Raw genomic sequence first — 2,671 nt, forward strand, 5'->3', positions numbered from 1 at the left:
TTCACTTGAGGCCACTGGCGGAGCTGATCCAGCTATAGTTGCGGGAGGATTAAAAGTCACATTGCTTTCGCCTTTATTTGGATTGTTTGTTTTCATATTTGGCTACACAGCGACATTTATTCTTAGCTGGATTAGAAAAGTTGATCTAGACGAGGCTAAATAAATTATTCATCAAGGAATTAATTAATTAGTAATGAATTACCTAGACCAAAAAACACTGCTTTGTCTTTTTGTTTTGTTGAGTATTATGGGCGAGGTAAAAGCCCAATCCTTTTCTCAAATAGGCATAAAAGACTCTGTTTACTCAAAGGTATTAGACGAGTCCAGAGTTTTTTACGTGCAGTTTCCAGAGGGATTTGATCCTGAAAGTGGGAAGAAATATCCAACTGCCTACATTTTGGATGGCGAAAATTTGCTGCCTGCACTTAGTGTCACGCAGAATTTTTACTCTGGTGGATTTGTCCCCGATATGATCCTTATTGGGGTTTCAAATCATCAAAACAGAACCAGAGATTTGACACCTTCTATTGTGGAACCTAGTTGGGAACCCAATGGAGGAGCGACGAATTTTTTAGAATTCATTGCTCAGGAATTAATTCCTTATGTTGAAAAAATGTATCCTGTTACGGGATACAGGTCGCTAATAGGACATTCTTATGGCGGATTGTTTGCAATTAATACGCTGCTTCATCGACCTGAACTTTTTGAGAATTACCTGGCAATTGACCCAAGTTTGGATTGGGATGATCAATTGATGCTGAAGCAGGCTAAACAACTTTTCTCTAAAGAAAGCCTAGAAGGAAAATCATTATATGTTTCACTTAGTGGTCAGCTTCACATGCAAAAGCCTGAAATGACTCTTGAGAGTGTCATGCAGGATGATTCTGATTTAACCCTTTTCGCTAGAAGCAATATTGCTTTTTCGGAGTTCCTTAGAGCAAATCCAGATAAGGGTTTAGACTATGATTGGGAATTCTTTCCAAAAGATCTTCATGGAACTGTTCCGCTACCTTCCCTTCGTAATGGCCTGATTTCGCTCTTCGATTGGTTTCAAATGGAAAGAGTTGAATTGTTCAATATTCCTGAAACGACCCCAGAAAACCTCTTGGAATTGATAAATTATAGAGCTAATAAGCTAGAGGCTCATTTTGGATATCAGGTACCACCTTATCCAGAAGATCTAATGAATATGTCTGGCTATATGAGTATGGATAGAGGTCAAATGGAAAAAGCAAAAATGTTTTTTGAGCAAGGAATTCAATATTTTCCAAAGAGTGCCAATATGTACGATTCTATGGCAGATTATTTTATCGCCGAAAATGACTTGGTTAGTGCCTTAGATTTTGTAAAGAAAGCCAATGAAATCAGTGCAAGTGAATATTATCAAGAAAGGATTGAAGAGCTGGAGAGAAAAATCAAATAAGAGATCACTGGTAAAATTTTTAAAGTTGTGGAAGAATTGAATCCAAATACTATCAAAAGGAAATTCTGTATATTCCTGATTGATTTTTCATTTCAGTTTTTATCAATCAAATGATTATAAAATATTCCTTAGCCGCTCTTTTATTGTCCCTATGGAGCTTTCAGACTTTTTCCCAAAATCTCCTGATCAAAGGAGGATGGGTGTTTGATACTGAAAGTAAAAGTTTTTATAAAAATTCAGGCCTATATGTGGCAGATGGATTATTCGTTCAGAGGGGACATGATTCTGGAGATTGGAAGGAATTATCCTTGACAGATGAGGATTATATTTTGCCTGGCTTGATTGATTTGCATGCGCATTACAGAGTCAGTTACGATAATAAAGCCTTTGATGATACTGTGGCAATGCCCAAGATTTTCCTTGCCAATGGAATCACCAGCACATTTCCTGCAGGAGAAATTGAGCCGGAAAAGATGTGGGATTTACAGAAGGAAATTGACACCGATAAAAGGTCTGGTCCAAGAATCCTTCATTCAGGACCCTATTACGGTTCGGCGGCACCAGACTGGAATCCTGATTTTACTGAGCAGCAAATCCGGGATCGGGTGGATTATTGGGTAAAGAGGGGTGCACTTGGTTTCAAAGCTAAAGGGATTACAAAAGAGCATCTAGCTATTCTAATTGACCAGGCTCATAAGCACAATCTTACCGTAACCGGACATTTGGATTCTGGATTTAGAAACTCGGTCAATCCTCAGGATGCGATCAAAATGGGGATTGATCGAGTAGAGCATTTTTTAGGGGGAGACTTGTTGGTAGCTATTACCAGTGCTTATAATAGTTTGAAAGAACTAGACCCTGCCGACCCAAGATTGGAAGAAATCATTCAATTGTATATCAAAAATGGAGTTTATTTTGATGCGACACTGGGAACCTATGGAGCAATCGGTTTGGTTGATTCTCCCATATTTGAGGATTGGGCAGATGAAAATCAGTACTTCACACCATTCACTGAAAATATTTTAAAGAATGTAAAACCATCCGCATTCAATGAGCTTTGTGCATTGATCTATCCGGTAAAGCAAGGGACACTTCTGAGATATTACAATGCTGGTGGATTAATTACTGTTGGAACAGATCGACCTTTATTATTGGATAATTATCTGGGTGGAGGAATAGGGGGCTTTTTTATCCATAGAGAAATGGCCGCCATGGTAGAAATTGGAATTCCGGCAGCCGAGGTGCTTT

General features: G+C 38.6%; 2 protein-coding genes. Both read left to right on the top strand.

Translation table 11 applies throughout. The annotated features are described in order from the left end of the window. Positions 1–193 precede the first annotated feature (193 nt). Positions 194–1,423 (top strand): alpha/beta hydrolase-fold protein, encoded by a 1,230-nt coding sequence (locus Q0L68_RS19330; protein WP_296705886.1) that lies wholly within the window; start codon positions 194–196, stop codon positions 1,421–1,423. A 110-nt stretch (positions 1,424–1,533) separates the two neighbouring features. Continuing rightward, a partial coding sequence (locus tag Q0L68_RS19335) for an amidohydrolase family protein (RefSeq protein WP_296705887.1) occupies positions 1,534–2,671 on the top strand: 1,138 nt, incomplete at its 3' end.

Source organism: Algoriphagus sp., assembly GCF_024642405.1.
GTDB lineage: Bacteria > Bacteroidota > Bacteroidia > Cytophagales > Cyclobacteriaceae > Algoriphagus.